The following is a 20,370-nucleotide window of genomic DNA, read 5'->3' on the forward strand; positions in this document are numbered from 1 at the left end:
AGGGCAGGGTGCCCGCCGCCATCTTCTTGTCGTGCTTCATATGCTCGACCAACGTCGCGGACGACGCATTGATCCCGGCGGCGGCGAGACCATCGGGCAGGCCGACGGCGCGGAGATGCGCGGCGACCCGCTCGGCATCCTGCCGTTCGCAAATCCCCTGGCGTGCCGAATAGCGGAACGCCAGCGCACAGCCCGCCGCCACCCCCTCGCCGTGAAGCAGCCGGTCGGAGAAGCCCGCCTCCGCCTCCAGCGCGTGGCCGAAAGTATGGCCCAGGTTCAGCAGCGCGCGGATGCCGTTGGTTTCATGCTCGTCCGCAGCGACGATCCGCGCCTTGGCGGCGACCGAATGGGCGATGGCGTGGACGCGGGCCTCGGCATCCCCAGCCAGCAGGGCGGCGGCGTTGCTCTCGCACCATTCGAAAAAGGCGAAGTCGTCGATCAGGCCGTACTTCACCACCTCGGCATAACCCGCACGGACCTGCCGAGTGGGCAGCGTGTCGAGCACGTCCGGGTCGATCAGCACCATGGCAGGCTGGTGGAAGGCGCCGATCAGGTTCTTGCCCGCGCGCGCATTGATCGCGGTCTTTCCACCGACCGACGAGTCGACCTGCGACAAGAGAGTCGTCGGGATCTGGACGAAGCGGCAACCGCGCTTGACGATCGAGCAGGCAAAACCGACCAGATCGCCGATCACCCCGCCGCCGAGAGCAATGACATGATCCGCGCGCTCGACGCCCAGTTCGAGCAGCCGGTCGCAAACATGCTCCAGCTTCGCCCAGCTTTTGGTCTTCTCGCCGGGCGGCAGGACAATCGCCTCGCTCTCGACGCCCGCCGCGCGCAAGCTCGCCTGCAGCACCTCCAGATGCGGCCGGACATTCTCGTCGGTCACGATCGCCATGCGCCGCCCGCGCGACAGGGGCGCAAGATGCTCGGCGGCACGGGGCAGCAGGCCGCCCTCGATATGGATGGGGTAGCTGCGGTCGCCGAGCGACACGGTGACGGTCTTCATCGTCCGATGGCTTTCAGGATGGCGTTGACGGTGGCCTCGTGCGGGCCCCGCTTGCTGGAGACGTGGATGGGCGCGAGCGCGTAGATCGGGTTCCGCTTCTCGGAGAGTTCGCGAAGCACCTTCAACGGGTCCTTGCCGCGCAGCAGCGGCCGGGTGTCGCGTCGCTTCACCCGCTCGGCCAGCACCTCGGGACTGGCGTTTAGCCAGATGGCGGTCGCCTGTTCCAGGATCAGGGCGCGCGTGTCGTCGTTGATGAACGCCCCGCCGCCGGTCGCGATCACCTTGGGACGGCCATCGACCAGCCGGGCTATCACCCGGCGCTCTCCATCGCGGAAATAGGGTTCGCCGAACTGGGCGAAGATTTCGGTCACGCTCATGCCGGCGGCTTCCTCGATCGCGGTGTCGGCATCGACGAAGGGCACCCGCAACCGATTCGCCAGACGGCGTCCCACGGTCGACTTGCCCACGCCCATCAGACCGACGAGCACGATGGGCGACCCGTTCCAGCTTGCATCTACAGGGTTGTGGCTTTGCAACATTGCACTCTGCGCTATACAGCGGGCGCGCGCCCGGCAACACCGGCCGGGCTTTCACGGGTCCATTATAAGGTTTTGCGTTTCATGTCCCGTATGGTCGTTTCGCTCATCGTCCTCCTCGTCATCGTCGTCGGGGGCCTGTTCCTGCTCTCGGGCCGGGCGACCGAACGGCCGACCACCCAGGTCGAAAAGGCGGTTTCGCTTGGCAACCTGCAATAAGCGGACGGCCGCTTTTCGCCATCTTCCCCGGGCCGTCGCCTTATTGATGGTGGGGGCCGCCGCGATCGCCGCGGCACAGGATCGGCCCGAATCGCTGCTTCCCCCCGGCTTCGGCCAGCCTTCCGCGCCCTCCAGCGGGCGGGCCACGCCGCGCCCTACGCCGACGCCGGTGCGGACGGCCCCCGGCGCGGTGGTGGCTCCCGCGCCGACGCCGACGCCGGCCGATGCGGTGGGCGCATTGATCGAATCGCTGGCCAGCCCGGCGCCGAGCCCCACGCCGTCGCCGACCCCGACGATGAGTGCGCGGCAACTGGCCGAATATGAGCTGCCCGCTTCGGCGCGGCGTTCGCTGGCCCTAGTCGGCCCGGCGGGACCGGGCGAAGGTGCGCTCGACCAGAATGTCTTCGCGGGTGCCGATGGCCGCGTCGCCGAGACGCTGATGCGGCGACTGTCCGCGCCGCTGCCGTCGCGCTGGGCCTCGATCCTGCTGCGGCGGACGCTGGCGAGCCGCATGACGACGCCGCGTGGCGTGAACGGCGCAGACTTCGCCGCCGAACGCGCGTGGTTGCTGCTGCGCATGGGCGAGGCGCAGGTCGCCCGCGCGGTCGTCCAGTCGGTCGATCCGGGCAACTACACGCCCAAGCTCTATCAGGTCGCAATGAACGCGCTGCTGGCCGCCAGCGATCCGGCCGGGCTCTGCCCGCTCGCCGATGGCGGGGCCGCCGTGACCGGGCTGGGCGGTTATCGCGTGGCGCAAGGCTGGTGCGCGGCGTTGGCGGGTGACGGCGCGCGCGGCACGGCGCTGGTGCGGCAGGTCCGTCGCCAGGGCATCGCCGACGAGTTCGACATGAAGCTTGCCGACAAGCTGATGGGCGCCAGCGCCGGGCGGCGTGCGGTGACGATCGAATGGGGCGACGCCGATCGCCTGACCACCTGGCGCTATGGCCTGGCGACGGCGACGGGGATGACCGTGCCGCCGGATTATCTGGCCTATGTCGGACCGCAGGTGCGTGGATGGCTGGCGACCTCGGCGCCGGTGGCCGCGACGGACCGGGCGGCGGTGGTCGACCAGGCGGCGGCGATGGGCGTGCTGTCCAATGCCGCGTTGGTCGATTTCTACTCGAGCCTGGCCGATGACGATCAGGCGAGCCGTGATCAGGCCGCCATCGGCAACGACCTGCGCAATGCCTATGCCGCCAGCGACGAGGGACAGCGGCTGTCCGCGATCCGGTCGCTCTGGGGATCGGCGGAGCGCACGCCTTATGCTCGCCTGATCCTTACGGCCCGCGCCGTCGCGCGCCTGCCGGTGGTGGCGGATGGCAATGAAGCGGACCGGCTGGTCGCCTCGATGCTGTCGGCTGGTCTGGATCGTAGCGCGGCGCGTTGGCGCGATGCGGTCAAGGCCGGAAGCGACGGCTGGGCAATGATCCTGCTCAGCGATCCCGACCGGCAGGGACAGGTCTCTTACGATCAGGTCAGCAGCTATGGCGGCGGCGATGCGTTCAAGCAGCGCCTGTTCTTTGCCGGGCTCGCCGGGCTCGGTCGGCTGTCGCGGTCCGATATCGAAAAGGGCGCGGAAGCGCTCGACGTCCGGGTCGGGCAGAGCAACGCCTGGACCGAAGCACTCGACCAGGCGGTGGCCGACGAGCAGCCGGGCATGGTCGTGCTGCTCTGCGCGATCGGGATGCAGACCGGCGATTGGCGTGGCGTTCCGCCCCAGGGGTTGTATCGCATCCTGGAGGCGCTGCGCTCGGTCGGCATGGATACCGAGGCCCGGATGATCGCGGCGGAGGCCATCGCACGCGCATGACGGTTCGCGATGGCGCGCTGCTCGACCGCTTTCTGGAGATGATGGCGGCCGAGGCGGGCGCGGCGGGCAATACGCTGGCCGCCTATCGTTCCGACCTGCGACTGGCGGGGGAGGCGATGGGCGGACTGGCCGAGGCCGATGCCGATGCGTTGCGCGGGCTGGCCGATGGCTGGGCGGAGCTGGCCAATGCCACCGTGGCGCGCAAGGCGGCGGCGCTCCGGCGCTTCTACGCCTTTCTGCACGAAGAAGGGTTGCGGGCCGACGATCCGTCGTCGGTCTTGCCCCGCCCCGGTCCGAAGCGGCGACTGCCCAAGATATTGAGCCATGCCGATATTGACCGATTGTTTGCCGCGATCGGCGAGCGAACCGGGGCTGCGCATCCGAGCGCCAACGACCTGCGCTTGGCCGCCCTGGTGGAACTGCTCTACGGCTCGGGCCTGCGGGCCAGCGAACTGGTCGCCTTGCCGAGAGGGGCGGTGCATCCCGATCGGCCTTTCCTGATCCTGAAGGGCAAGGGCGGTACGGAGCGAATGGTGCCGATCTCCGACCGGGCGCGGGCGGCGGTCGCGGCGTGGCGGGTCCATGTCCCGGCCGACAAGCCGTGGCTGTTTCCCGGCGGCAAGAAGCATCTGACCCGTATCCGACTCTATCAATTGATCAAGGCGCTGGCGGCGGAGGCGGGCATTCCGCCCGACCGGGTCAGCCCGCATGTGTTGCGCCATGCCTTTGCCACGCATCTGCTGGGCGGGGGTGCCGATCTGCGCGCGGTGCAGGCGATGCTGGGCCATGCCGATATCGCTACGACCGAAATCTATACCCATGTCGAGGCGCAGAAGCTGGTCGAACTGGTCAACACGCGCCACCCGCTCGTTGATTTTCGGGCAAAGCGCCCTTAGGCGCTAGGCCCATGTCAACGACCTTCCTCGATTTCGAGAAACCGATCGCCGAGCTTCAGAGCCGGATCGACGAACTGCGCGACACGACGGCCGAAGGGGCGGTCGATATCGGCGCGGAGATCGCCAAGCTTCAGGCCAAGTCCGACAAGCTGCTGCGCGACACCTTCGCCAAGCTGACCCCGTGGCAGAAGACGCAGGTTGCCCGCCATCCGCAGCGCCCGCACTTCAAGCATTATGTCGCGGGGCTGTTCGACGAGTTCGTGCCGCTGGCGGGCGACCGCGCCTTTGGCGACGACCAGGCGATCATGGGCGGTTTCGCCCAGTTCCGTGGTCAGCGCGTGATGGTACTGGGCCATGAAAAGGGCGAGGATACCGCCAGCCGTCTCCGCCACAATTTCGGCATGGGCAAGCCCGAGGGCTATCGCAAGGCGATTCGCCTGGTCGAGCTCGCCGACCGTTTCGGCCTGCCGATCGTGACGCTGGTCGACACGTCGGGCGCATTTCCGGGCATCCAGGCCGAAGAGCGTGGCCAGGCGGAAGCCATTGCGCGGTCGACAGAGGCCTGTATGGCGGCGGGCGTGCCGGTCGTCTCTGCGATCGTCGGCGAAGGCGGCTCGGGCGGCGCGGTGGCGCTGGCAGCGGGCAACCGGGTGCTGATGTTCGAGCACGCGGTCTATTCGGTGATTTCGCCCGAGGGCTGCGCCTCGATCCTGTGGCGGACCGCCGACAAGGCCGCCGAAGCGGCCGAGGCGATGCGCGTGACCGCGCAGGATTTGAAGAGCTTCGGCATCATCGACACCATCGTGACCGAGCCGGTCGGCGGCGCGCATCGCGACCATGCGGGTGCGATCGCCAATCTGGGCGATTCGATCCAAAAGGCGCTCGGCGATCTTAGTGGCCTGGGCCGTGACGAGCTGAAGCGCGGCCGGGCAGCCAAGTTCCTGGCGATGGGCCGCCTCTAAAGAATAAGCGGGGCCGTTGACGAATATCCGTCGGCGGCCCCGAATGTCGCTAGCAGCTGTTTAGGGCTTAGCTGTTGGTGCTGAGCTTCGTCGAGATGTTGTTGAACGTGGTGTTCAACTGCGTGCCGAGCGCGCTCATCGCGCCAATGGCCGCCACAGCGATCAGGGCGGCGATCATGCCATATTCGATGGCGGTCGCGCCCTTGCGGTTGCGCAAGGTCTTGCGGATCATAGTCATACCAATCTCCGGGTCGAGAGCCGGAGCCGGTTGGGTGAACCTGGACGCTGGCCAGTGCCAGCGAGCGGTGCGCCGTGCGGCACCAGGTCTGTAGAAGCGTCGAATGACGCATAGGCCCGTCGCGTGGCGCACGGGCTGGCCGATCATGCCGAGAAGCGCGAACAGGTGGCGACGATGCGCCACCTGTTCTGCCACGAACCGTTTACGAGTTCGTCCTCAGCTTGCTCGAGATGTTGCCGAAGGTGGTGTTCAGCTGGGTGCCCAGGCTGGACATCGCGCCGATCGCGGCGACGGCAATCAGGGCGGCGATCAGGCCATATTCAATGGCGGTCGCACCCTTGTTGTCCTTCACCATCTTGCGAAGCGTCTTCATTCCGGTCTCCGTTAATTGCAGTATCTGGTCGATCACCCGGCTGAGCCGGAGCGCCGGTTCAGCTGCCGGAGCTTTACCCCGCCACTGGTTGACGAAGATTTAATGCGCTGCGCGGAAAGTGATTTTTAACCGCTGGCCTGGCGGAGATGATCGGCGATGAAGGTCAACAGGCTTTGAAAGCTTACCCCAAGCTGCGACAATCCGGCGAAAATCGCCACCATGACGGCCGTGACGATCAGGCCATATTCCACCGCCGACGCGCCGTGCGTATCGGCGAGGACATGGCGCAGGACGCGGAAAGCCTGGGGCATTCTCATGACGTTTGCGACATAATCGGATAAGGGTTAACAAATGGTCGATATCGCCGATAGGTCCGCAAGTCTGTTTCCAGTCGTCGCGGCGGCGCTGGTCGATGGGGAGGGGCGGGTCCTGCTGCAGCAGCGACCGGTCGGCAAGGCGTTGGCCGGGTTATGGGAGTTTCCCGGCGGCAAGCTGGAGCCTGGCGAGAGCCCCGAAGATGCGCTGGTCCGTGAACTGCGCGAGGAACTCGGCATCATGGTGACGGCGGACGCGCTCGAACCGGTGGGCTTCGCGACCGAGGTGTTGCCCGGCCGCCACCTGCTCCTGCTGCTCTGGGTCATCCGCTCGTGGCAGGGGACGCCGGTTGCGTTGGAGGCGGACGGGCTGATCTGGTGCGAGCCGGCGGCGATTGGCGCCTGGCCCATGCCACCCGCCGACGGGCCGCTCGTCCGCCAGTTGCGGACCTACCTCGCCGACAACAAAATGTCGGTCACCGACGCCGACAGCGGCACGGTGTAGCCTCCGCGTTCCAAAGTCCCGCGATTGGGGATGTAGGTGTGGCCGCCCGCTGTCGTCGTCTCGACGAACAGTCGGGCGGCGGGCGTGGCGGCGGTCGCGGGATCTAGGGTCAGGTGAACCTTGCCGGTGGCGGGGTCGTAATCGATCGCGGCGATCTTGCCCGCCTCCAACGTCAGCCACAGCCCGACCGGCGCGACGAATACCCGCGCGCGGGCGCCATCGCGGGGCACGACCCGGACATGGCCGTCGGCGAGTGACAGATTGCCGCCATAGCTGAGCCAGCCGAGCGTCGGATCGTTTACGACATAGGTGGCCGCCGCATAGGCATGGCCGAAAAAGCCCATGCCATAGTCGCCGCTATACGGGTCCCACTGCATCCGGTCGGGCCAGCTGTGGAAGGCGGCGGAGGATGCGCCGTCCTGGTCGATATTGGTGATGCCGCCCATCAACCCGCCATAAGCGACGCGCAGCAGGTGCAGGTCGCTGGGCTTGCGTCGGAACGAATCGAACAGCGGGATAGCGTTCAGCGTCGATCCGTAATGATGGATCTGCCGCTCCAGCCGCGGATATTTGCCGCCGTACAGGAAGTCCCAGTAACGCCGGGCATTGCCGTTATAGCCCCAGTGCGGGATCGACGGGTCATAGCCCAGGATCACCTCGCGCGTGACGTCCGCCTGCGGACCATAGCCGAAATAGCGCATCCAGGCATAGACCTCCGCCTGGCCGGTCGAGTCCCACGCCATCTCGCTGCCGAACGGATATTGCAGCGTGCGCCAATGGTCGGCGCGGCCCTTCATCAGCCGTTCGACCTCGGCGGCTTTGGCGGTCCAGCCCTCGCGCTTCAGGTCGGTCAGGATGTCGACGAAGACATCGCCCTCCATCAACCCGAATTGCGCATAATGCGGCGCGTCGCGCATCATCGCGACGATGGTTTGATACGCATGGTCGAGATACCAGTCCCAGGCGTGGACGCGGGTCATGCCAGGATGATTGCGCGCGATCCGATAGAGCACCCAATGCCCCGCCGCGACATGCGGGTAGTTGTAGGCGCGGCCCAGATCGTCCGCCTGATCCTTTTTCCACGAGGTCCAGCTCTGCCAGTCCTTGGCGGGTTGATAGAGATTGGGGAAGGCGGCCGGGTCGTAATAGAACAGGCTTTTCTTCACCCCGCCCGCATGGTCGCCATCGGCGACCTGAAGGCGGCCGACGACGGTCTTGTCGACCAGCTGCTCGATGCGGGCGATCTCGTCGGCGTTCGGGTTGTCGAGTTGCTTCATGACCGCCGCGACCCAACTGCCCGCACCGCCTTCGTCGCTCATGCCCGAGATCCAGACGCGGGGATCGGCGGTGACGACCTTCTGCGCCTCGCGGTCATAGGTCAGGATGGCGGGCGAGCGGCCGAAGGGATCACCCTTGCCCTCGAACCACTGCTTCGTGGTCGAGAAGCGGCCGAGATCGGCCATGGTCTGCTCCAGCGGCTTGGTGACGAAATACTGGACCGTCTGCACGCTGCCATCGGCATAGGTCAGGGTCAGGCGCGCACGCCCCCAGTTGCGTCCCCGCACCGACAACCGGGTCCAGCCGGGCTTGCCCTGTTGCCGCGTGACGTCGAGTGCGCCCGCCGGATAGCTGGCGATGCCGGTGATCGCCGAGGGCGCATGCACGAACAGCGTCGCTTCGAGATCGGTCGGTACGACATAGCCGGGCACGCCGACCACCACGGGGCGACCCTGCGCCGCCAGCGTCGGCTCGATCGCACGGATGCTGGGGGCGGCGACCAGACGCAGGCCGATCCGGCGACTTTCGCCAGGCGCGAGGGTGAAGCTGGTCGCTTCGTTCCACGGCGCTCCCGCCTTGGCCCATTCCTTCTGGGCATAGGCGGCGCTGGCGATGGTCCAGTCGTAGAAACCCTCGGACGTCTGGGCGCGGGGACTCGCCTCGACGATCACCGCCTGGCCCTTGGTCTCGCGGAGCGTCGGGATGGGGACATAGGCCTCCAGCGGGGTGTTCCGCTCGGGCAGGACGAGCAGCGCGGGGCCCGCCCCATTCAGCCGCGTGACCTGCACATACCCCGCATCGCGCCCGATATAGGGATCAGCGAAGCTCGCCTGGGCGTGGGCCTGTTCCAGCGTACGGTCGGTGATGATGTTGTCGAATACCATCGGAATGCCCAAGCCCCCGATCTCGACCGGCGCGCGGGACGTGTTGGTAAGGGTGAAGCGTAGCACCGGAGCGCCCTTGTCATTCACCCAGTCGCGCACGATCCGCAGCGGCAGGTTGGCCCCCATCGACCCGCTGATATCGGCCGAGGCAAGCGTGCTTCCGCGAGCGGGCAGGGCGCGCACCGGCCGCCGCTCGCGTGACGAGGAGTAATCGCGCCACTCGCCGGTGCCGCTGCGCAGCCGCAGATGGATGTCGCCCAGATGGTTGTAGCCATTGCCAGCGCGTTCCTTGGCCCGGCCGATGGGCAGGAAGTCGAAGCCGGGGGCGCCGATCGGCGACAGCCCGCGCGCCGTCCGGCTTACCGGATCGAGCCTCAGCGTGAACTGGCCGACGCGCAGGCCGGGCGCCACGCGGGCCGGAGTAGGGGCCACGCGCTTCGACTGGGCAGCACCGATACTCGGCGTGCCCGCCAGGATCGACAGCGTGGCGAGCGTCGCCGGAACGAGGCGGACAAGGCTAAGACGCATCTACAAACCCCCTGGTGGCGGGAGGGCTAGTACGAAAACCATCGCAATTGACCCTCTCCCTATCGCGGTATATTGGTATACAGTATTAGCGGGAGAGCAAGATGCTGAAGACCAGTAGGCGCGAATGGATGTGCGGCGCGGCCACGCTGGCGCTGGTCGGCGCGGCCCCCAAGGCGATGGCGGCGGGCGCATCGCTGCTCCCCGATACTGCAGAGCCTTTGCCGCTGTCGGCGGTTCGGCTGCGCCCGTCCATCTACGCGACGGCGGTCGAGACCAACCGGGGCTATCTTCATCGCCTGAGCGCCGACCGGCTGCTCCACAATTTCCGCGCCTATGCTGGACTGGAGCCCAAGGCCCCGATCTATGGCGGCTGGGAAAGCGACACCATCGCCGGTCACACGCTGGGCCACTACCTTTCCGCGCTGGTCCTGACCTGGCAGCAGACCGGCGACCCGGAGATGCGCGCTCGGGCCGACTATATTGTCGGCGAACTGGCGCAGGCGCAGGCGAAGCGCGGCACCGGCTATGTCGGCGCGCTGGGGCGCAAGCGGCCCGACGGGACGATCGTCGACGGCGAGGAGATCTTTCCCGAGATCATGGCGGGCAAGATCAAGTCAGGGGGCTTCGATCTCAACGGCTCTTGGTCGCCTCTCTACACGGTCCACAAGCTGTTCGCCGGGCTGCTCGACGTGCATGGCGGCTGGGGCAATGCGCAGGCGCTGGACGTCACAGTCAAGCTCGGCGGCTATTTCGCCAAGGTGTTCGCCGCCCTCGACGATGCGCAGATGCAGACGGTGTTGGGGTGCGAATATGGCGGGTTGAACGAGAGCTTTGCCGAACTCTACCAGCGCACCGGCGACCGCCAGTGGCTGGCGCTGGCCGAGCGCATTTATGACCGCAAGGTGCTCGATCCGTTGGTGGCGGGACAGGACAAGCTGGCCAACTTCCACGCCAATACCCAGGTGCCCAAGCTGATCGGCCTGGCGCGCATCCATGAGATCACCGGCAAGCCCGAACCCGCCAAGGGCGCGCGCTTCTTCTGGGATACGGTGACGGGTCATCACAGCTATGTCATCGGCGGCAATGCGGACCGGGAATATTTCTCCGAACCCGATACCATTGCACGGCACGTCACCGACCAGACGTGCGAGCACTGCAACACCTATAATATGATGAAGCTGACCCGGCATCTCTTTGGCTGGAAGCCCGATGGTCAGCTGTTCGACTATTACGAGCGGGCGCACCTGAACCATACGATGGCGGCGCAGCATCCGGGCAATGGCGGCTTCACCTATATGACGCCGCTGATGTCGGGCACGGCGCGCGACTATTCGACGGTCAAGGACGACGCCTTCTGGTGCTGCGTCGGGTCGGGAATGGAGGCCCATGCCAAGCATGGCGATTCCATCTTCTGGCAGGGCGGCGATACGTTTTTCGTCAATCTCTACATCCCGGCCGAAGCGCGGTGGGAGAAGCGTGGCGCGATCGTCACGCTCGACACCGCCTATCCGATGGACGGGCAGGCGACGCTGCGCTTCACCCGGCTCGACCGGGCGGGGCGCTTCCCGCTGGCGTTGCGGGTGCCCGGCTGGGCCAACGGACAGGCGGTGGTCGAGGTAAACGGCCAGACCGTCACGCCGACTTTCGAGCGTGGCTATGCGGTCGTGCAGCGGCGGTGGAAGGCGGGGGACAGTGTCTCCATCCGCCTGCCGCTCGACCTGCGGGTCGAGACGACGCCCGGCGACGACAGTGTGGTGGCGGTCGTGCGCGGGCCGATGGTGATGGCCGCCGATCTGGGCGGTCGCGACGACAAGTGGGACTCGCCCGATCCGGTGCTGGTGGGCGCGCATCCGCTGAACGGCTTCACCGCGACCGATGCCGCACAGGCGCGCTATGCGACCAAGGGCGTGTTCCGCCCGGCGGATTTCGCCTTCGTCCCCTTTTTCAGCCAATATGACCGGCGCAGCGCCGTTTATTTCAAGCGTTTTACCGAAGCAGGCTGGAAGACCAAGCAGGCGGCCTTCCTCGCCGATCAGGCGCGTGCCCGCGACATTGCCGCCCGCTCGGTCGACGTCATGCATCTGGGCGAGATGCAGCCGGAACGCGATCACGCCCTGACCTCGGAGATTTCCTATCCCGTCTCCTATCGCGGCAAGCAGGGCCGGGATGCGCGCTCGGGCGGCTATTTCGAGTTCACCATGGCGGTGCGCCCGGGGCCGATGATCCTGCAGGGCACCTATTGGGGCGATGAGCGCAAGCGCGACTTCGACATCCTGGTCGACAATGTGAAGATCGCGACCCAGCATCTGGAAAACGACAAGCCGGGCGCGTTCTTCGACGTCGAATACCCGCTCCCGCCCGCGCTGACGGCGGGGAAGAAGAGCGTGCGCATCCGCGTGGTTCCGCATGACGGCAGCTCGGCGGGGCCGATCTTTGGCATGCGGCTGTTCGCCGCCAAGCCGGGAGCGACAGCGTGACCGGTATCGCCATGACTCTGGACGAGTTGCGCGAACTGGCGCGGGCCAAGCTGCTGGGCGCAGGACTCGCCGCACCGCATGCCGAGGCGGTGGCCGAGACGATGGTCGCGGGCGAGCGGGACGGCTGCACCTCGCATGGCATCTACCGCCTGCTGGTCGCGGTCTCCAGCATCAACAAGGGCGTGGTCGTACCCGATGCCGAGCCGATCCTGTCCGAACCGGGGCGCGCGCTGGTCCGCGTCGATGGCGGCGGTGGCTTCGCGCAGCTGGCCTTCCAGACCGGCAAGCCGCTGCTGATCGAAAAGGCGAAGACCAATGGCATCGCTGCGCTGGCGCTGAACAACGTCGTCCATTTCGCGGCGCTCTGGCCCGAGGTCGAGGAACTGGCGGAGGCGGGCCTCGTCGCGCTGGCCTTCACGCCCAGCCATGCCTGGGTCGCGCCATCGGGCGGGGCGGAACCGGTATTCGGGACCAACCCGATCGCCTTTGGCTGGCCGCGCCCCGACGGCCCACCCTTCGTCTTCGACTTCGCCACCAGCATGGTCGCGCGCGGCGAGATCGAATTGCACCGCCGCGCGGGCAAGAATGTGCCCGACGACTGGGGTGTCGATGCGGATGGGAAGCCGACCACCGATCCGGCGGCGATCCTGTCAGGCGCGATGCGGACGTTTGGCGGACACAAGGGATCGGCGCTGGCGGCGATGGTCGAACTGCTAGCCGGGCCGCTGATCGGTGACATGACCAGCCGCGAATCGATCGAGTGGGATGCCGGGCGGGGTGGCTCTCCTTTGGGTGGCGAGCTGATTATCGCGATCGATCCCAAGGGTTTCCTGGGTGATCTTCTTCCCGAACATCAGGCGCGGGCCGAGGCGATGTTCGGCGCGATCACGGGGCAGGGGGCTCGGCTGCCCTCCGCCCGTCGCTATGCCGCGCGAGAGGTTTCGCTGGCGCAAGGCGTGACCATTTCGGCGGACCTGTACCGCGACGTGATGGCATTGAACGGTTGAGCAGATGAGGGGCAAGGGCATGACGAACCGGATTGCGTGGCTGTTGGCGGGGGCGGCGTTGGCCAGTGCGCCATCGAGCATGGCCGAAGCCAAGGGCAAGCCGCGCGCGCAGGCGGGCCGGACTGCCACTCGCCCAGCCGACGCCCGGTTCCGCGCCCTCTCGGAAGCGGAATATCAATGGCGCATCAGCCAGAGCGCGGCCGACGACGACAGCGGCAGCGCGGGCTCTCGTCAATTGCCCGACGAAGGCCCGGCCGCCCAGGCCGCCCGGCTGGCGCGTTGGGAATCCACTGCCAAGGCGCTCGACGCGATCGATCCGGCCAGCCTCTCGCCGAGCGTCCGCATCGACTATATGGTCTATCGCGGGCAGATCGATGCGCTGCTCGCCGCCCAGCGCTTCCGCGAATATGAAAAGCCGCTGACCGCCGACACCAGCTTCTGGGGCAATCTGGCGAGCTGGGCGCGAGGCAGCTTTACGACCGAGGCTCAGTACCGCGATTACATCGCCATGCTGCACCAGATGCCGCGCTATTTCGATCAGGAGATCGCCAATATGCGCGCCGGGCTGGATCGCGGTTTCACCGTGCCGCGCGTCACGCTGAAGGGGCGCGATATCGGGGTCGCGCAGGTGGTGGATGCCGGGGCTGGCGAGGAGCAGCCCTTTTACGAGCCTTTCAAGACCATGCCCGCCACCATGACGCCTGCCACGGCGGCGGCGCTGCGTGCCGAGGCGAAGGCGGCGATCCGCGACGATGTGCTGCCCGCGCATCGGCGGCTGCTGACCTTCCTGCGCCAAGACTATATGCCACGCGCGCAGGTCAGCACGGCGGCCTATGACCTGCCCGATGGTAAGGCCTATTACCGCTCGAAAATTCGCGAATATGTCACCGCCGACATGACGCCCGAGCAGGTGCACGCCATCGGCCTGTCGGAGATGCAGCGCATCCGTACGCGGATGGATCAGGTGATGAAGGAGGTGAAGTTCCAGGGCGATTTCCCCGCTTTCCTGACCTTCCTGCGCACCGATCCGCAATTCTACGCCAAGACGCCGCAGGAGCTGCTCGACCGCGCGGCTTGGTTCGCCAAGAGCTTTGACGGGGTCGCCTCGCAATGGTTCGGTCGCCTGCCGCGCAGCCGGTTCGCCATCAAGCCGGTGCCCGCCGACCTGGCGCCCTTCTATACCGGCGGGCGCGGTGGTCCGGGTATCTATCTGGTCAACACCTATAATCTGCCGTCGCGTCCTCTTTATTCGCTGCCCGCGCTGACGCTGCACGAAAGCGCACCCGGTCACGCATTCCAGATGCCGCTGGCCGCCGAAAACAAGGACCTGGCGCGCTTCCGGCGCGACAGCTACCTGTCGGCTTACGGCGAAGGCTGGGCGCTCTATTGCGAGGCGCTGGGCGAGGATATGGGTATCTACAAGACGCCCTATGAGCGGTTCGGGATGCTATCCTACCAGGCTTGGCGCGCGGCGCGGCTGGTCGTGGATACCGGCATCCACGCGATGGGTTGGAGCCGCGAGCGGGCCCAGGCCTATCTCCACGACAATACGGCGCTGTCCGATCACGAGATCGAGACGGAGGTGGACCGCTATATCGCATGGCCGGGGCAGGCGCTGTCCTATTATATGGGGCAGCTGGCTTTCCAACGCGCCCGCGCCAAGGCCGAGAAGGCGCTGAGGCCGAAGTTCAACATCCGCGCCTGGCACGATGCGATGCTGCAACTCGGCTATGTGCCATTGCCGGTGATAGAGATGCGGACCGATCAATTCATCGCGAATGGGGGCAAAGGCCCCTATCCCGACGAGGAATGATGATTGACCCGAGTATGCTGATCCGATAGACGGTATACGATATCTAAAACAACAGCAGGAAGACAGATAGTGAGCATCGGCTGGCGCGGCGTATTCCCCGCAGTGACGACCCAGGTCCGGGAAGATCTGTCGATCGACCTCGCCGATACGCAGCGGGTCGTCGATGATCTGGTCAATGACGGCGTGACCGGCGTTATCGCATTGGGCACGGTCGGCGAGAACAATTCGCTCGACTATGACGAGAAGGTCACGGTGCTGACTGCCATTGTCGAAGCCGTGGCGGGTCGCGTGCCGGTCATTACCGGCGTCTCGGAATATGACACGCGCCGCGCGGTGCGTTATGCGCAGGCCGCCGAAAAGGCCGGGGCCGATGGCCTGATGCTGCTGCCGCCGATGGTCTATGTGCCCAAGGCGCATGAGCTGGTGAACCATTTCAAGGGCGTGGCCGACCAGACCGGTCTGCCGATCATGCTGTACAACAACCCGCCTGCTTACCGCACGGTCATCGACCAGACGGTGCTGGAAGCACTGGTCGATGTGAAGAACATCGTTGCGGTCAAGGAATCGGCGCCGGATACGCGTCGCTTCACCGATTTCCGTAATGCCTTCGGTGATCGCTACACCCTGTTCGCCGGGCTGGACGACGTGGCGCTGGAAGGCCTCTATCTGGGCGCGCAGGGCTGGGTCTCGGGTCTGACCAACGCCTTCCCGAAGGAGTCGGTCGAGCTGGTCGCGGCGTTCGACCGTGGTGACCATGCCAAGGCGATGGAAATCTATCGCTGGTTCATGCCGCTGCTCCACCTGGATGCCGAGCATGACCTGGTCCAGTCGATCAAGCTGGCCGAGCAGGTCATGGGCCGCGGTTCGGAGCGCGTGCTGCCGCCGCGCTACATCCTGGAAGGCGAACGCCGCGCCGAGGTGATCGCGATGGTCGAAAAGGCCGCAGCGACCCGCCCCAGCCTGACGCAAGCCAAGGCCGCCTGATGGCGACGGCGCTCTCGCTCGACGACGCCGCCCGCATGGAAGCGCGGGGTCGGGGCGAGGGCGCCATATTGGTGCAGACGCTGGCGGACCGGATTTTTACGATCGTCCGCGAACGCATCATCGCCGGAGCAATACCGGCGGATCGCGCGATCCGCCAGGATGCGCTGGCGGCCGAACTAGGGGTCAGCAAGATCCCCCTGCGCGAGGCGATGGCCCGGCTGGAGCAGGAAGGCCTGCTCGAAGGCGTCGCCAATCGCGGCTACATGATCGCGCCGCTGTCCGCCGCGCAGGCGGAGGATATTTACGGCCTGCGCCTGAAGCTGGAACCCGCCGCTGCAGCCCATGCCGCTCTGGCCGCCGATGACGCGGACCGGGCCAAGCTGGTCGCGGCCTTCGACGCGCTCGACCAGGCCGCGTCCAGCGATCTGGCGCGCGTCGCCATCTGCAACCGGCAATTCCATATGGCGATGGTCCGCCCGCTGCGGCGGCCGCTGACCATTCAGTTGATCCGGCAGCTTGCGATCCTCGCCGAACGCTATGTCGTCGCACATTTGCAGCCCGCCGGGCGCGATGCGCGGGCCCATCTGGAGCATCGCGAACAGCTCGACGCCTTTCTGGCGCGCGACGCCACGCGGCTTCAGGCATTGCTTGACGTGCATATCCGGTCCACGTTGGTGGATCTGAAAGGCGGGTTTGCGCCCGTCGCCTGACGACAAAGCAATATGGCATAAGCCGATAAGGCGGGGGGATTTTCTCACATTATGTTCGGACCATTCAAACCGCTGGGCAGCGCGACCCGGCATGCCGAGGGGCAGGCGCTCGCGAAAACGCTGAGCTGGCCACATCTGATCGCGCTGGGGGTCGGCGCGATCGTCGGCACCGGCATCTACACGCTGACCGGTGTCGGCGCGGAGCGGGCCGGGCCCGCCGTCATCCTGGCCTTTGCCATTGCGGGCGCGGTCTGTGCCTGCGCCGCACTCGCCTATGCCGAACTGGCCACGCTGATCCCGGCGGCGGGCAGCGCCTATACCTTCAGCTACACCGCACTGGGCGAAACCCTGGCCTGGGTCGTCGGCTGGAGCCTGATCCTGGAATATTCGCTGGCCTGCTCGACCGTTGCGGTCGGCTGGTCGGGCTATCTGGTGGGCTGGATACAGGCGGCGGGCGTCCATCTGCCGCCAGAATTGCTGTCGGGACCGCATGGCGGCGGCATCATCAACCTGCCTGCCGTGCTGGTCGCCCTGTCCGTGATGGGGATGCTGATCGCGGGCACGCGGGAAAGCGCGACGCTGAACATCATCCTGGTCATCGTGAAGCTGGTCGCGCTGGGCGTCTTCGTCGCCTTCGCCGCGCCTGCGTTCAACGCCGACAATCTCCATCCGTTCATGCCATACGGCTTTGCCGCGCATGAGGTGGATGGTGCCAAGCGCGGGGTGATGGCGGCGGCGGCGATCGTCTTCTTCGCCTTTTACGGGTTCGATGCGGTGGCTACCTCGGCCGAGGAAGCGAAGAACCCCGGCCGTGACCTGACCATCGGCATCGTCGGATCGATGCTGGTCTGCACGCTGATCTATATGGCGGTTGCGATCGCCGCGATCGGCTCGCTGCCCTTCCAGCAGCTGGCGAACTCGCCCGAGCCGCTGGCGCTCGTCCTGCGCTCGCTGGGCCAGCCGACCGCCGCGCATCTGATCGCGCTGGCCGCCGTCATCGCGCTGCCCTCAGTCATCCTGGTGATGATGTACGGGCAGAGCCGTATCTTCTTCACCATGGCGCGCGACGGTCTGCTGCCCCAGTCGCTGGCGGTGGTCAGCAAGCGCAGCGGTGCGCCGACGCGCATCACGCTGGTCACCGGCGTGTCGATCGCGATCGTCGCGGGCCTGTTCCGGCTGGACGAGATTGCCGAGCTCGCCAATGCGGGTACGCTGCTAGCCTTCATCGCGGTGGGCGCCTGCCTGATGGTGCTGCGGCGCAAGGCGCCCGATGCCAAGCGACTGTTCCGCTGTCCGCAGCCTTATCTCGTCGGCACGCTGGCGATCCTGGGTTGCCTGTATCTGCTGTTCAGCCTGCCCAGTTCGACGATCGTTCGGTTCGTGATCTGGAACGTCGGGGGTCTGGCCTTCTACTTCGCCTATGGGCGTCGGCGCAGCGCCCTCGCCAAGGGGTAACGCTTCGTCCCGTTTAAAGCCCCGCCTTCCTGAAAGGCGGGGCTTTAAATTTGCGCGCTTGAGTTCTATACCAAGCGTTATGAAAAATATCCTGCCCGTGTGTAAGGGGCGTCCCCGCGAATTCTGCACCGATCAGGCGCTGGCATCCGCGCTCCGCGTTTTCTGGAGCAAGGGATATGAAGGCGCGTCCATGACGGACCTGACCGAAGCGATGGGCATCACCAAGCCCAGCCTCTATGCGGCGTTCGGCAACAAGGAAGCCCTGTTCCACAAGGCGCTCGACCTCTACGAAGCGGAAAAACTGGCCTATCTTCGCGACGCGCTGGACCAGCCGACCGCGCGGGGGGTGGCCGAGCATCTGCTCCGTGGAGCCTTGGAGGTCATGACCAGCCAGAGTGAACCGCGCGGTTGCCTGGGGGTGATCCACTCGGTGGCGTGTGGATCGGAGGCCGAATCGATCAAGGCCGAAGTCGTCGCGCGGCGTTCCTCGTCGCAGGCTGCGCTCGTTGCCCGGTTTCAGCGCGCGGTGGACGAAGGCGATCTGCGCAGCGATGTCGATCCGCTGGGCCTCGCCAATCTTTTGTTTGGACTGTTGCAGGGCATGGGGGTCCAGGCGGGCTCTGGTGTGCCGCGCGATCAGCTCGAAGCCTTGATCGGGTCCGCGCTGGCGATCTGGCCGTCGCGCTGAGCGGAAAATTATTCCGTAACGCCCGGTATAAAATGCTTGACCGCTTTCGGTTCGATTAATATACCGACCAGTATCGAAGGTGCCAAGCATCTTCGACAGGCAAAATTGGCGAGACAGCAGCAGTGGCGGCATGGGGCCGTCGACTTTGGCGGGCATTGGGCTGGCCGGGGCGGTATGTCGCGCGACCAAAAAGGGGTGTGTCATGGCCTATGTCGCTTTTCAGGAAATCGGTGCGGCGCGCGTGGCGCGGGATGCCGTGATGGCGCAGCAGGGGGCCGCGGCGATCCGCCCCGATGCACGACTGTCCGCGCTGGAATGGCAGGTCGTGGCGCTTGCCCGGCGTGACCGGGTGTCTAGCCTGCGCGAACCGACCCGGCTGGTCCGTGCGATCAGCAGCATCTTCGGCGAAACCCGCAATCCCCGCCTCGCCGACCCCTCGCTGGAGGCGCTGCGCCGCATGGCGGTGCTCAGCTGGCACCACGGCTATAGCGTGCCGTCGCATGAGGTTCGGGCGTTCCTGGCATCGGGCTATACCGCCGATCAATATGAGCTGATGGTCGACAGCATCGCGGTCTCGCTCAGCGATTCGCGGCGCGCAGCGCGGGGCGTCGCGGCGGAATGAGGCTGGGCCGCGTCGACGCCCCTTGCTCTTCGCGCAGCCTCGCGTACCTTCCGCTGAGGAGATCAGCGACGGGAGCAGATCATGCGGGCCGAACTGCGACTGAAGGACCCCTTTTCGATCATCACCCTGCCGATGGCCGGGCCCGGTGATCAGGCCGATCGCGCCCTGCCATGGGAACATCTGTTCGCCTGGCCGCGCCGGGGCGATGTCCAGCTCGCCTTCGACGGTAGCTCGCGTGAGGGGCGCGATGTCTGGGCGACCAAGCTCGATCATGCGGTGGCGCAGGCCGACAAGGCGGTTCTGCTGGTGGCGGAAGGCGCGGCGTGCCTGGCCAGCATCTGGTGGGCACGACTGTCGCCCAGCCATTATGTGTCGAAAGTGGCCGGTGCCGTGTTTTTCCAGCCACCCGCGACGACCGCTCTCGACCGGCAGAGTGGCCAGCTCTTCGCCTCCCCCGATGCGGCCTTGCCCTTTCCGTCGCTGGTCGCCGATGGATCGGTGCATGGCTCGGCCCTGGCGCAACTCTGCGGTGGCCGCTTGCTCGACGCGCCGGTTCATAACCCAGGCCCGACCGGCATGTGGCGTCAGGCGCAGCGCCTGATCGAGCGGCTGTCGGCGGGCGTCGTCGAACAGGATATGCGCGTCCTGCGCACGCTGGGCATCCACGACCACCCTTAAAAAAACGGCCCGGCGGGTCTATCCGCCGGGCCAGTCGATCGCCTTAGGGAGCTTCCTTTGGCGAGGCAGGAGCGGAGACAGGGCCAGGAGCCCCGCCGCCGAGAGAAACTTTATCGCGCGGCTGCGGCGTTGGGTGCACCCGCGTTTTCGCCGAGCAGGTCATCCGGTGCTACGGCGTTGTCCACCGTCCCAAGCTCGTCATTCGCCACCGTCTCGTTGGACACACCGTCGTTCGGCAGGGCCTCGACACCGCTATTGTCGGTCGCCGTCACATTGCCCGATCCCGAGGGCGAACAGGCCGCCAAGGCAAGGGCGGAGGCTGTCAGGATCATCGGCAGGCCATGGCGTCGCAACATCGGTTCGGTCCCCTTCATATTTCGTGTA

At 66.5% G+C, this 20,370-nt stretch carries 21 protein-coding genes; 14 read left to right on the top strand and 7 right to left on the bottom strand.

Annotated elements, in window-relative coordinates; genetic code table 11:
- Together aroB and SB4_RS00010 are read right to left on the bottom strand one after the other, a co-directional pair.
- A partial coding sequence (aroB, locus tag SB4_RS00005; protein ID WP_058750887.1) for a 3-dehydroquinate synthase occupies nt 1–1,009 on the bottom strand: 1,009 nt, incomplete at its 3' end.
- Nucleotides 1,006–1,548 carry a shikimate kinase gene (locus tag SB4_RS00010; RefSeq protein WP_058716841.1) on the bottom strand — a complete coding sequence of 181 codons (543 nt, stop codon included), beginning with the start codon at nt 1,546–1,548 and terminating at the stop codon, nt 1,006–1,008. The genes aroB and SB4_RS00010, both read right to left, overlap by 4 nt.
- An 81-nt stretch (nt 1,549–1,629) precedes the next feature.
- Between SB4_RS00010 and SB4_RS20475 the strand changes: the two genes are divergently transcribed.
- Genes SB4_RS20475 through SB4_RS00025 form a run of 4 tightly spaced genes read left to right on the top strand, consistent with a single transcriptional unit; the run spans nt 1,630 to nt 5,432 of the window.
- Nucleotides 1,630–1,764 carry a hypothetical protein gene (locus SB4_RS20475; protein ID WP_257575576.1) on the top strand — a complete coding sequence of 45 codons (135 nt, stop codon included), beginning with the start codon at nt 1,630–1,632 and terminating at the stop codon, nt 1,762–1,764.
- Between the two features lie 46 nt (nt 1,765–1,810).
- Nucleotides 1,811–3,574: a hypothetical protein gene (locus SB4_RS00015; protein WP_241488423.1), complete on the top strand. Its 1,764-nt coding sequence runs from the start codon at nt 1,811–1,813 to the stop codon at nt 3,572–3,574.
- Nucleotides 3,571–4,470: a tyrosine-type recombinase/integrase gene (locus SB4_RS00020; protein WP_058750888.1), complete on the top strand. Its 900-nt coding sequence runs from the start codon at nt 3,571–3,573 to the stop codon at nt 4,468–4,470. The genes SB4_RS00015 and SB4_RS00020 overlap by 4 nt, the downstream gene beginning before the upstream one ends.
- 11 nt (nt 4,471–4,481) lie before the next feature.
- Complete coding sequence (locus SB4_RS00025) at nt 4,482–5,432, top strand: acetyl-CoA carboxylase carboxyltransferase subunit alpha (RefSeq protein ID WP_058750889.1); 951 nt, start codon at nt 4,482–4,484, stop codon at nt 5,430–5,432.
- 67 nt (nt 5,433–5,499) lie between these two features.
- On the opposite strand, the gene SB4_RS00030 is transcribed toward SB4_RS00025, so the two are convergent.
- The 3 genes from SB4_RS00030 to SB4_RS00040 all read right to left on the bottom strand — a co-directional run bounded on the left by SB4_RS00030 (nt 5,500) and on the right by SB4_RS00040 (nt 6,354).
- A complete protein-coding gene (locus tag SB4_RS00030; protein WP_058750890.1) occupies nt 5,500–5,670 on the bottom strand; it encodes a Flp family type IVb pilin in 171 nt (56 codons plus the stop codon).
- Between the two features lie 202 nt (nt 5,671–5,872).
- The gene (locus SB4_RS00035) at nt 5,873–6,043 is read right to left on the bottom strand and encodes a Flp family type IVb pilin (protein ID WP_058750891.1); all 171 of its coding nucleotides are present in this window, start codon (nt 6,041–6,043) and stop codon (nt 5,873–5,875) included.
- A gap of 125 nt (nt 6,044–6,168) precedes the next feature.
- Entirely contained in the window at nt 6,169–6,354 is a 186-nt protein-coding gene (locus SB4_RS00040; protein WP_058750892.1) for a Flp family type IVb pilin, read from the bottom strand.
- Nucleotides 6,355–6,394: 40 nt separating this feature from the next.
- On the opposite strand from SB4_RS00040, the gene SB4_RS00045 reads away from it, so the two are divergent.
- A complete protein-coding gene (locus SB4_RS00045; RefSeq protein WP_058750893.1) occupies nt 6,395–6,862 on the top strand; it encodes a (deoxy)nucleoside triphosphate pyrophosphohydrolase in 468 nt (155 codons plus the stop codon).
- On the opposite strand, the gene SB4_RS00050 is transcribed toward SB4_RS00045, so the two are convergent.
- Nucleotides 6,808–9,552, bottom strand: a complete 2,745-nt coding sequence (locus SB4_RS00050) for a DUF5695 domain-containing protein (RefSeq protein WP_058750894.1) — start codon at nt 9,550–9,552, stop codon at nt 6,808–6,810. The two genes, SB4_RS00045 and SB4_RS00050, sit on opposite strands and share 55 nt — an antisense overlap.
- Nucleotides 9,553–9,653: 101 nt before the next feature.
- Here SB4_RS00050 and SB4_RS00055 point away from each other — a divergent pair, with 101 nt between their 5' ends.
- From SB4_RS00055 to SB4_RS00095, 9 genes are all read left to right on the top strand, one after another.
- Complete coding sequence (locus SB4_RS00055; protein WP_338112921.1) at nt 9,654–12,029, top strand: beta-L-arabinofuranosidase domain-containing protein; 2,376 nt, start codon at nt 9,654–9,656, stop codon at nt 12,027–12,029.
- Nucleotides 12,030–12,040: 11 nt separating this feature from the next.
- The gene (locus tag SB4_RS00060) at nt 12,041–13,036 is read left to right on the top strand and encodes an Ldh family oxidoreductase (RefSeq protein WP_193753705.1); all 996 of its coding nucleotides are present in this window, start codon (nt 12,041–12,043) and stop codon (nt 13,034–13,036) included.
- 79 nt (nt 13,037–13,115) lie between these two features.
- A complete protein-coding gene (locus SB4_RS00065) occupies nt 13,116–14,849 on the top strand; it encodes a DUF885 domain-containing protein (RefSeq protein ID WP_206597975.1) in 1,734 nt (577 codons plus the stop codon).
- A 69-nt stretch (nt 14,850–14,918) separates the two neighbouring features.
- Nucleotides 14,919–15,833 (top strand): dihydrodipicolinate synthase family protein, encoded by a 915-nt coding sequence (locus SB4_RS00070; protein WP_058716851.1) that lies wholly within the window; start codon nt 14,919–14,921, stop codon nt 15,831–15,833.
- Entirely contained in the window at nt 15,833–16,543 is a 711-nt protein-coding gene (locus tag SB4_RS00075) for a GntR family transcriptional regulator (protein WP_082669857.1), read from the top strand. Before SB4_RS00070 ends, SB4_RS00075 begins: the two co-directional genes overlap by 1 nt.
- Before the next feature lie 51 nt (nt 16,544–16,594).
- Entirely contained in the window at nt 16,595–17,998 is a 1,404-nt protein-coding gene (locus SB4_RS00080) for an amino acid permease (protein WP_058716852.1), read from the top strand.
- A gap of 79 nt (nt 17,999–18,077) precedes the next feature.
- On the top strand, nt 18,078–18,686 hold the full coding sequence (locus tag SB4_RS00085; protein ID WP_058716853.1) for a TetR/AcrR family transcriptional regulator: 609 nt from the start codon (nt 18,078–18,080) through the stop codon (nt 18,684–18,686).
- Between the two features lie 202 nt (nt 18,687–18,888).
- Nucleotides 18,889–19,308, top strand: a complete 420-nt coding sequence (locus tag SB4_RS00090; protein WP_058716854.1) for a hypothetical protein — start codon at nt 18,889–18,891, stop codon at nt 19,306–19,308.
- 81 nt (nt 19,309–19,389) lie between these two features.
- A complete protein-coding gene (locus SB4_RS00095) occupies nt 19,390–19,986 on the top strand; it encodes an alpha/beta hydrolase (RefSeq protein WP_058750897.1) in 597 nt (198 codons plus the stop codon).
- Between the two features lie 110 nt (nt 19,987–20,096).
- Here the strand turns inward: SB4_RS00095 and SB4_RS00100 are convergent, their stop codons facing one another.
- Nucleotides 20,097–20,342 (bottom strand): hypothetical protein, encoded by a 246-nt coding sequence (locus SB4_RS00100; protein WP_153005995.1) that lies wholly within the window; start codon nt 20,340–20,342, stop codon nt 20,097–20,099.
- Between the last annotated feature and the right edge of the window lie 28 nt (nt 20,343–20,370).

It is taken from the genome of Sphingomonas sanguinis (genome assembly GCF_001476905.1).
In the GTDB taxonomy this organism is placed as follows: Bacteria; Pseudomonadota; Alphaproteobacteria; order Sphingomonadales; family Sphingomonadaceae; genus Sphingomonas; species Sphingomonas sanguinis_B.

Coding starts and splice junctions, on each gene's coding strand:
- SB4_RS00010 (WP_058716841.1), bottom strand. CDS start 1,548: ATGTTGCAAAGCCACAACCCTGTAGATGCAAGCTGGAACGGGTCGCCC.
- SB4_RS20475 (WP_257575576.1), top strand. CDS start 1,630: ATGTCCCGTATGGTCGTTTCGCTCATCGTCCTCCTCGTCATCGTCGTC.
- SB4_RS00015 (WP_241488423.1), top strand. CDS start 1,811: ATGGTGGGGGCCGCCGCGATCGCCGCGGCACAGGATCGGCCCGAATCG.
- SB4_RS00020 (WP_058750888.1), top strand. CDS start 3,571: ATGACGGTTCGCGATGGCGCGCTGCTCGACCGCTTTCTGGAGATGATG.
- SB4_RS00025 (WP_058750889.1), top strand. CDS start 4,482: ATGTCAACGACCTTCCTCGATTTCGAGAAACCGATCGCCGAGCTTCAG.
- SB4_RS00030 (WP_058750890.1), bottom strand. CDS start 5,670: ATGACTATGATCCGCAAGACCTTGCGCAACCGCAAGGGCGCGACCGCC.
- SB4_RS00035 (WP_058750891.1), bottom strand. CDS start 6,043: ATGAAGACGCTTCGCAAGATGGTGAAGGACAACAAGGGTGCGACCGCC.
- SB4_RS00040 (WP_058750892.1), bottom strand. CDS start 6,354: ATGCCCCAGGCTTTCCGCGTCCTGCGCCATGTCCTCGCCGATACGCAC.
- SB4_RS00045 (WP_058750893.1), top strand. CDS start 6,395: ATGGTCGATATCGCCGATAGGTCCGCAAGTCTGTTTCCAGTCGTCGCG.
- SB4_RS00050 (WP_058750894.1), bottom strand. CDS start 9,552: ATGCGTCTTAGCCTTGTCCGCCTCGTTCCGGCGACGCTCGCCACGCTG.
- SB4_RS00055 (WP_338112921.1), top strand. CDS start 9,654: ATGCTGAAGACCAGTAGGCGCGAATGGATGTGCGGCGCGGCCACGCTG.
- SB4_RS00060 (WP_193753705.1), top strand. CDS start 12,041: ATGACTCTGGACGAGTTGCGCGAACTGGCGCGGGCCAAGCTGCTGGGC.
- SB4_RS00065 (WP_206597975.1), top strand. CDS start 13,116: ATGGCCGAAGCCAAGGGCAAGCCGCGCGCGCAGGCGGGCCGGACTGCC.
- SB4_RS00075 (WP_082669857.1), top strand. CDS start 15,833: ATGGCGACGGCGCTCTCGCTCGACGACGCCGCCCGCATGGAAGCGCGG.
- SB4_RS00080 (WP_058716852.1), top strand. CDS start 16,595: ATGTTCGGACCATTCAAACCGCTGGGCAGCGCGACCCGGCATGCCGAG.
- SB4_RS00085 (WP_058716853.1), top strand. CDS start 18,078: ATGAAAAATATCCTGCCCGTGTGTAAGGGGCGTCCCCGCGAATTCTGC.
- SB4_RS00090 (WP_058716854.1), top strand. CDS start 18,889: ATGGCCTATGTCGCTTTTCAGGAAATCGGTGCGGCGCGCGTGGCGCGG.
- SB4_RS00095 (WP_058750897.1), top strand. CDS start 19,390: ATGCGGGCCGAACTGCGACTGAAGGACCCCTTTTCGATCATCACCCTG.
- SB4_RS00100 (WP_153005995.1), bottom strand. CDS start 20,342: ATGTTGCGACGCCATGGCCTGCCGATGATCCTGACAGCCTCCGCCCTT.